Here is a 7,427-nt window from a genome sequence, read left to right as displayed (position 1 = left end):
ACCTCGGAGGAGCCGGTGGTCAAGCAGTTCCTCAACGGGCGGATGATCGGGCCGATCGGTATGTCGGAGGAGAAGGACGAGGCGCAGATGGCGCGGGAGCAGGCGTTGGTGGACGCCGGGCATCATCATGGTGGCGCGGAGGAGGTCGAGGGGATCATTCCGCAGATGCGCGCGACTCCGGGGATGCCGGTGCGCCAGGCGGTGTTGCGGCGGAAGGAGCGGGTGCGCGAGATCATGCATACGCTGCCGCATGCCGCGCAGGTCGCGATCCGTGAATCACTTGACGACAACGACGATACGCAGGTGATGGCATACAACAGCTAGATGTCGGCCTCCTCCGAGGCGCGGCGCACCAGCTGGCCGGTGGCATTGCGCGGCAGTTCATCGACGAACACCACATCGCGAGGCACCTCGTGGCGGGCCAGGTTCGCTCTGACATAGTGCTTGATCTCCTGCGGGTCGCGCTCGGCGTCCGCAGCGGGTACGACGAAGGCGCGCAGACGTTTTCCGAAGTCGCGATCGTCGACGCCGACGACCGCGGCTTCGAGTATGTCGGGACGGCCGGCGAGAAGGTTCTCCACCTCCAGCGGGTAGACGTTCTCGCCGCCGGAGACGATCACGCGGAACACTCACCTTCGATGAACTCGACAAGCAGTCCAACGCACTCGTTCGCAGCGTCGTCGCGCAGGTCTCCTCGACGTAATCGCGAAACTCGGGCAGCGTGTGCGGCATGTGCCGTGCCGAAATACCGTAACGGCCATACCATTCGACGCATTCCCGATAGAGCCGATGGCTTTCTTCCGGTGTCAGCGGGCGAATGAACATATTGATCGCGAAGAAGAGTGTGTCGACATACGTCGCATGCTGGAAGAAGAAAAGATCCGGCCGGAGCGCGTGATAGCGAGTGCCGAAATCGTCGCTGCCCTGCACGTGGGCGTGCCCGGCGTGGATCAGCGAGCGCAGATCCCGGTCGGAGTAGGCGATCTGCACCATCGCGTTGACGGTGCGGCGCTTGTGCAACCACAGCCGGTAGGTCACATGACCTACCTGGCCGTGGCGATGCTCGGTACCGAGGAAGATCGGGAGGCTTATCGCGTGGCGGTCAACACCTCGCATCGCCACGTGTGGTCCGGCCCGCACAGTCCGGTGAAGTACAACGCCTTCGATCCGGAACTGCAATTGTGGGTGGCCGCGTGCCTCTACCGCGGCACCGTCGATTCCCTTACCTTTCTCTACGGCCCTACGGACGAGGAGCTGGCCGACGAGGTGTACCGCGAGTCGAGCCGATTCGGGACGACATTGCAGATGCGCGGAGCTGTGGCCGCGCGACCGTGCCGCGTTCGCCGAGTACTGGGACTCGAAGCCGGTGACCACGGTGGAAGGCTCGCCAGTGGAACCGCCCCGGCGAGGGCATGAACTTGCGGCGGCCGATCAGTGCGCCGTGTAGGCACCGGCGTCGAGGTCCTCGATGAGGGTCGGTCCGGTCGGTGTCCAGCCCAGCAGCTCTCGCGTCGCCTCGCTGGTTGCCGAGAGGTCCATCGCGAAGAATGCGCCGATCCACCCGAAATGACTTTGGATGTCCTGCGGGGCGATGGAGGTCACGGGCAGGTCCAGTGCTCGGCCGATCGCCTCGGCGATCACGCGGCTCGGCACGCCCTCTTCGGCGACGGCGTGCAGGCGAGCTCCCGCCGGGGCCTTGCCGAGGCCGAGCGTGACCAGTCTGGCGGCGTCGGCTCGATGGACCGCGGCCCACCGGTTGGCGCCGTCGCCGGGGTAGCCGGAGACGCCGGTCCGGCGAGCGATCGCGGCGAGGGTCGCGATGAAACCGTGGTCTCCGGCGCCGTGCACGGTTGGCGCGAAACGCAGGCTCACGGTGTGCACGTCGCGGTCGACGTACTCGAGCGCCAAGTTCTCGCTTCCTCCGCGCGGCGAGTCGGGGCCGTGGAACGGAGAAGGGTCGGCCTCCGTCGCGGGCCTGCCCTGGCTGAGGGCGGCGACGCCCGACGCGAGCAGGAAGGGGCGGCCGGTGCCGGCGAGCGCGTCGCCGATGGTCTGAACGGCGGCTCGCTCGGCCGCATTGGAGGCGGCGAGGTCGGACCAATCGTGTTTGTTCGCCAGATGAATGACGGCGTCGGCCGCCTCGGCTCCGGAGCGGATGCTGTCGAGGTCGTCCAGGTCGCCGCGGCGGACCTGGGCGCCTTTTGCCTCGAGGGCTGCGGCGGATCCGTCGGATCTGGCCAGTCCGGTGACCTCATGGCCGTCGGCGAGCAGGTCGGCGACGGTGGCCGAGCCGATCCATCCAGAGGCTCCGGTGACGAAAACATGCATGACGTGAACTCCTTCGTCCACTCCGCCGCTGAAGCGGGGAGCGATCCTTACGAGGTGATGTCTGTGACTGACGTCAGTCACAGACATCACCTTACGCCTTCATGTCAGTAGCTGTCATCACTACACTTGGCGACATGGCACGTTGGGAACCTGGGGCCGCGGAGCGGCTGCGGCAGGCCGCGCTCGAACTGTTCGCCACCCGGGGCTTCGAACAGACCACCGCCACGGAGATCGCGCAGTCCGCCGGCCTGACCGAACGCACGTTCTTCCGTCACTTCAGTGACAAGCGAGAGGTTCTCTTCCGCGGACAGGGCTCACTGGTCGAAGCGTTCGTCACCGGCGTGGACGCCGCACCCCCGGACGCGTCCGCTCTCGACATCGTCGCCTCCGCGCTGCAGTCCGTAGCGTCGTTCTTTCCCGACGAACGCCGGTCGGACTCTCGCACACGACAATTCGTGATCGACCAGAACCCCGCACTACAGGAACGCGAGCGGCACAAGCTCGCAGGTCTCGCCACGACGGTCGCCGACGCCCTGCGCGCGCGAGGCGTCGACGACCTCGCCGCGAGGCTGGCGGCGGAGTCGTGCATCACGGTGTTCGGGATCGCTTTCACGCAATGGATTCGCGAAGACGAGCAGCGGTCGCTCGCCGAGATAGCAGCCGATGTGTTCGGCGAGTTGCTGACCCTCGCGGGAAAAGCGACAGCGCATCGCGCGACGCCCGCGGATCGCGCCGCCGGGCAATCCTGAGAAACTGTCGCCGCCCGCCATCGCTCATGACGCCGATGATGCTCGGCTCACTCGATCGGTCTTTCCTGCGCTCCGGCGCGGCCGACCTCATCGCGGCGCGTTGGTCGCGGTAGGCGGGGGCGGACGGGCTCGGTGACCGCGATTCGGCAATTGACATCCCCTCCGTCCCGAAAGTATCTTTGCTATCAAAGTTAAATGCCTTTGGTAGCAAAGGTACTTTCGATAGCGCTCCGCCGCGCCAGGTCCGGCGGGCCCGTTCGCCGAGGAGCAGACCATGTCGGATGAGACGCACGACTCCGCGCACGTGACGCGTTGGATCCGCGACTGCGCCCGCCCCCTCGCCACGCTCGACGCCGATGGATCGCTCATGGACTTGGCGGCGTTGGCCGACCGGGCTGACGGCACGGTCGTCGTCGGAGTCGGCGCGACGACCCGCGCGGGGCACGAACTGTCCGTGACCGCACACCGGATATTGCGACTGTTCGTGGAAACTCTAGGTTTTCGGGCGCTCGCCCTGCTCGATGACGAATCCGTCGTGGCGGCCATGGACGAATACGCGCGGACGGGTGCCGGGGACGTGCGGGCGATTCTGGGCGATGCGTGGGTGCCGTGGCGCACCTCCGAGACAATCGCGGTTCTGGAGTGGGCGCGCGAGTTCAATCGTGCGCATCCGCACGATCCGGTACGCCTGTTCGGCCTGGCTCCCGAGGCCGCCAAACCGGCGCACTACGAGCGCGTGACTAGGTTCGTGGAAAGAGTTGCGCCGCAAAGGAAGGCGGATCTCGGATCGCACTACGACCCGATTGTGACAGCCCATCGGCTGGGCGAGCACATACAGCGTGCGAACGGCACCCACCCCGGGCGCCCATTCGCCGACCACGCCCAAGACGCGCTGACGCTGGTCGAGTCGTTGCCGGGCGCCGCAGGCGCACCCGAAGTCCTGGACGCGGCTCGCCTCATCGTGCGGTACCACGAGAACAGCACCGCCTCGGGCCGCCGTGACTTCGCCGCCGAATCCGTCGATGCCGCTCGCCGCATCGTGGACTGGCACGACCGCACCGGGCACCGGATCGTGTACTGGGAAGGAGTGTCCAACACCGCCGTCGCGCGAGAGCTCACCGTTGCCGCTATGTCACAACGGTTTCCGAGCACGGGATCTCTGCTCCGTGACCGCTTCGGAACCGGTTATCTGTCGGTCGCGCTCACCTTTCATCACGGCAACGTCCGCGCCGACCTGGCTGTGCCCGCTCCGGCGGAGGGCTTCGCGGACACTGTGCTCGACCAACCCGAACTCGGCAGTTACCTGCTCGATCTGCGGACCGCACCCGCGGGCGCGGTTCGGCAATGGCTGCATCGGCCCGCGAAGCTCCGCCTCATCATCGGGACCTACCGCCCTGACCGCGACGTCGATCATCACATCGCCGGTGCCGGACTGGGCGACTGGTTCGACGTCGTCCTGCACGTCCGGACCATCACCCCGACGCACTCGCTCGCCCAACCGTGACGCATGCGCCCGCCGTCGCGCTCCACGACCCTCGACAAATTACGCCACTCGACTTGATGCCGCGATGGCGAGGAACGGAGGGCGATGGCACGGCACAGTGATGCGGCCCGGCGGGCGCTGATGGACGCGGCCGAGGAACTGTACGGCCGGTACGGCATCGACCAGGTCTCCAGTCGGCGGATCGCCGAATACGCGGGCAATGTCAACCACACCGCCGTGGCCTACCACTTCGGCGGCCGGGACGCGCTGATCGGCGCGATGCTGGACCGCTACACCGAGCAGTCCGAGCCGATGCGGGCCGACATGCTGGCCGCGCTCGGACCGGAGCCCACGCTGGTGGACCTGTTGCGCTGCCTGATCGTCCCCGCCGTCCGCGGTCTGGCCGAGCGGCCCGCGCCGTCGTCGCGGGCTACGCATCGTCAACCAGGTGCGCGCCACACCGTCGGTAGCCGCGCTGCTGGAGCGGCCGGTCGGCGGGCGGGCGGCCACCGAAACGATCATGGCGGCGACCCGGGAAAGGTTGCGCGACATCGACCAGCAGGTGCTGAACGGTCGCGGCGGTGCCGCTCTCGATCGACGGTGGCGCCGCGCACTTCTGACGCGCTCGACGCGGTCCGAGTAGGCGGCGCGTTCTCATTCGCCGCCCTGCCCGATGTGGGGCCGCACGAGGGGCAGGTAGATGGTGTCGATAATCTCGGTGATGGCGCTGTCGGGGATGGTGGTGACGCCGCGGACAAGGTACTCGTTGCGCAGTAGATCGACCGCCACGGTCGCGATTCGCGGCGAGAGTGCTTCGGGGCGGGCTTGGCCACGGGCGATGGCGCGACCGAGAATCGTCAGCCATCGGGTGACGCTGGTGTCGAACAGCTGATCTCGAACTTCGCGGAGCAGGTCCGGTTGGCTGTGCATTTCGGTGGCCAGTACGTGCAGTAGCTCTCCCTGTCGTGACGCCATTCGGTCGGCGGCGCCGCGTAGTACCGCGAGTGCGTCCGTGCGCAGGTCGCCGGTGTCGGGCACGTCGTCGGTCAGGGCGGCATCGCGGAACGCCGCGACCGCCAGTGCCGCGCGGCTGGGCCAGCGGCGATAGATCGTGGTTTTGTTGGTTCCGGCGCGGGTGGCGACTCGGTCGATGCCGAAGCCCGCGTAGCCGACCTCGGCGAGTTCTTCCGCCGCCGCTCGCAGTATCGCTTGCTCCAGCACCTCGCCACGCCGTCGCGGCGCCTTGCGGTGATCGTCCGCGCGGCTCGGCCTGTCCGGCCCACTCATTCCGTTCACTTAGAGGACTATACGTCCCTTGCTGGCGGAATCTCGTGGTAGCTTGGCTCACTAATAGAGTACTGATAGTCCTCTATTTGCCGCTGAAAGGAGCACGACCATGACCTCTGCCGTATCCGCGGATGAACTGCTGCCCGGAATTCGTCTCGGGGTGGTGCGTGGCACCACCTACGGGCTGTTCGGCCGACCCGAGGAGTTCGTGCCACAGGCGCGGGCGCTGGGCGCAGGCATCGTCCGGGTGAACATCTACTGGTCGCAGGTCGAGCCGGAACCCGGCCGGTTCGATCTGCACGTGCTCGACGCGTTGCTGGACCAACTCGCCGACGGCGACGAGGCGTGGGTGACGGTGTGCGCGGGTTCGCACTGGGCCACGCGGCGCGCCACCCGGTGGCTGCCCGCGTCGCCGGCCATCGACATCGACCGCTACCATCGCTTCGTCCGAGAGCTCGCCGCGCACCAGCCGGGCCGAATCCGTTTCTGGCAGTGCGAGATCGAGCCCTGCCTGCCGTTGTTCTGGGCCGGTACGGCCGGTGGCTATGTCGCTCAGCTGCGGGTCTTCCATGAGGCCGTGAAACAGGCGGACCCCGCGGCGCTGGTGGTACTCGGCGCGGCGGTGCCGGGGGCGATGCTGGGCGACGGACCGGCCGGAGCGCACACCTGGGGGCGCTTCTTCGGAGAGGTGCTGCGGGATGGAGCGCAGCATTTCGACGTTTTCGACATCCACCCATACGGCGACCCGTACACCGTCCCGGAACTGGTGCGAGCATGCCGAGCGCAGCTGGCCGCGCACGGATGCGAAAAGCCGGTCGTCGCAAGCGAACACAGCGGGCCGCTGCCCACGGATTTCCCGGACAATCTGCCGCATCTGGCCGATGTGCTCGCGGTTCATCAGCAGCAGTTCCTCGGGCAGGCTCCTATGCCCGACACCCTCGAAGAGATCGAAGCCGCGGCGGACGCGCCGGTGTTCGAGCTCTACCAGCGCATGGCCGAACTGCCGCCCACGTTGCAGATGTTCATGAACGGGTGCGCACCGGAACTGGAGGAACACCGGCACAGGCTGGCCTGCCGGGATGTGGTGGTGCGCACGATGCTCGCGCTCGCCGAGGGCATCCGGCGCAACTTGTACTACCCGATCGCCCCCGAATGGGAGTTCTATCGCGACAGCCGTGCCGCGGGTGCGCTGATGTTCGGCAAACTCCAGCTTCTGGACAGTGCGGGCGGAACCATCGGTCGGCGGCATCCGGCCGCCGACACCTTCGAGTTGATGGCACGCCTGCTCGACGGCGCCACCCGGGTTCGGCGGATCACCGTCACCGATCGTCCCGACGTGTACTTGTTCGAAGCCGAGCGGAATCACGGTACTCCGGCGCTGGTCGTCTGGGAGCGGCGCGGCATGGCCGATCAGGATGATTCACCGAACGAATTCGTCTGCGACTGGCCGTTTCTCCGGGCGTATGTAGTGGATGCCCACGGTGCTCGGGTGCCGGTCGACATCGCTGGGGGAGTGCTTCGGGTCCCGGTCTCGTCGACGCCGCTGTTCATCGACGGCGCTGTCGAGGGACAGCGGTGAC

General features: G+C 67.3%; 6 protein-coding genes and 5 pseudogenes. 7 read left to right on the top strand and 4 right to left on the bottom strand.

The features are described from left to right. Positions 1–324, top strand: a pseudogene (locus ABZ824_RS37360) (ABC transporter ATP-binding protein); the annotation flags it as partial. On the opposite strand, the pseudogene ABZ824_RS37355 reads toward ABZ824_RS37360, so the two are convergent. Together ABZ824_RS37355 and ABZ824_RS37350 are read right to left on the bottom strand one after the other, a co-directional pair. Beyond that, a pseudogene (locus tag ABZ824_RS37355) lies at positions 321–658 on the bottom strand (acyl-CoA synthetase); the annotation flags it as partial. The pseudogenes ABZ824_RS37360 and ABZ824_RS37355 overlap by 4 nt on opposite strands. Before the next feature lie 65 nt (positions 659–723). Further along, positions 724–993, bottom strand: a pseudogene (locus ABZ824_RS37350) (oxygenase MpaB family protein); the annotation flags it as partial. 45 nt (positions 994–1,038) lie between these two features. Here ABZ824_RS37350 and ABZ824_RS37345 point away from each other — a divergent pair. After that, positions 1,039–1,357 (top strand): annotated as a pseudogene (locus ABZ824_RS37345) (oxygenase MpaB family protein); the annotation flags it as partial. 74 nt (positions 1,358–1,431) lie between these two features. Here ABZ824_RS37345 and ABZ824_RS37340 read toward each other — a convergent pair. Further along, on the bottom strand, positions 1,432–2,328 hold the full coding sequence (locus ABZ824_RS37340; protein WP_356969353.1) for an SDR family oxidoreductase: 897 nt from the start codon (positions 2,326–2,328) through the stop codon (positions 1,432–1,434). Positions 2,329–2,462: 134 nt separating this feature from the next. Here ABZ824_RS37340 and ABZ824_RS37335 point away from each other — a divergent pair, with 134 nt between their 5' ends. The 4 genes and pseudogenes from ABZ824_RS37335 to ABZ824_RS37320 all read left to right on the top strand — a co-directional run bounded on the left by ABZ824_RS37335 (position 2,463) and on the right by ABZ824_RS37320 (position 5,203). Further along, a complete protein-coding gene (locus ABZ824_RS37335; RefSeq protein WP_356969351.1) occupies positions 2,463–3,077 on the top strand; it encodes a TetR family transcriptional regulator in 615 nt (204 codons plus the stop codon). Positions 3,078–3,351: 274 nt separating this feature from the next. Next, complete coding sequence (locus tag ABZ824_RS37330; protein ID WP_356969349.1) at positions 3,352–4,581, top strand: erythromycin esterase family protein; 1,230 nt, start codon at positions 3,352–3,354, stop codon at positions 4,579–4,581. A gap of 84 nt (positions 4,582–4,665) precedes the next feature. After that, positions 4,666–4,830: pseudogene (locus ABZ824_RS37325) on the top strand (TetR family transcriptional regulator); the annotation flags it as partial. Positions 4,831–5,008: 178 nt separating this feature from the next. Beyond that, positions 5,009–5,203 carry a hypothetical protein gene (locus ABZ824_RS37320; protein ID WP_356969360.1) on the top strand — a complete coding sequence of 65 codons (195 nt, stop codon included), beginning with the start codon at positions 5,009–5,011 and terminating at the stop codon, positions 5,201–5,203. An 11-nt stretch (positions 5,204–5,214) separates the two neighbouring features. Here ABZ824_RS37320 and ABZ824_RS37315 read toward each other — a convergent pair whose 3' ends face one another. After that, on the bottom strand, positions 5,215–5,847 hold the full coding sequence (locus ABZ824_RS37315; RefSeq protein ID WP_356969359.1) for a TetR/AcrR family transcriptional regulator: 633 nt from the start codon (positions 5,845–5,847) through the stop codon (positions 5,215–5,217). Positions 5,848–5,956: 109 nt separating this feature from the next. On the opposite strand from ABZ824_RS37315, the gene ABZ824_RS37310 reads away from it, so the two are divergent. Next, on the top strand, positions 5,957–7,426 hold the full coding sequence (locus tag ABZ824_RS37310; RefSeq protein ID WP_356969347.1) for a hypothetical protein: 1,470 nt from the start codon (positions 5,957–5,959) through the stop codon (positions 7,424–7,426). Position 7,427: the final 1 nt, after the last annotated feature.

The organism is Nocardia sp. NPDC047038, assembly GCF_040644075.1.
GTDB lineage: Bacteria > Actinomycetota > Actinomycetes > Mycobacteriales > Mycobacteriaceae > Nocardia > Nocardia sichangensis.
This window is presented reverse-complemented; position numbering and strand designations above follow the sequence as displayed.

Coding starts and splice junctions, on each gene's coding strand:
- ABZ824_RS37340 (WP_356969353.1), bottom strand. CDS start 2,328: ATGCATGTTTTCGTCACCGGAGCCTCTGGATGGATCGGCTCGGCCACC.
- ABZ824_RS37335 (WP_356969351.1), top strand. CDS start 2,463: ATGGCACGTTGGGAACCTGGGGCCGCGGAGCGGCTGCGGCAGGCCGCG.
- ABZ824_RS37330 (WP_356969349.1), top strand. CDS start 3,352: ATGTCGGATGAGACGCACGACTCCGCGCACGTGACGCGTTGGATCCGC.
- ABZ824_RS37315 (WP_356969359.1), bottom strand. CDS start 5,847: ATGAGTGGGCCGGACAGGCCGAGCCGCGCGGACGATCACCGCAAGGCG.
- ABZ824_RS37310 (WP_356969347.1), top strand. CDS start 5,957: ATGACCTCTGCCGTATCCGCGGATGAACTGCTGCCCGGAATTCGTCTC.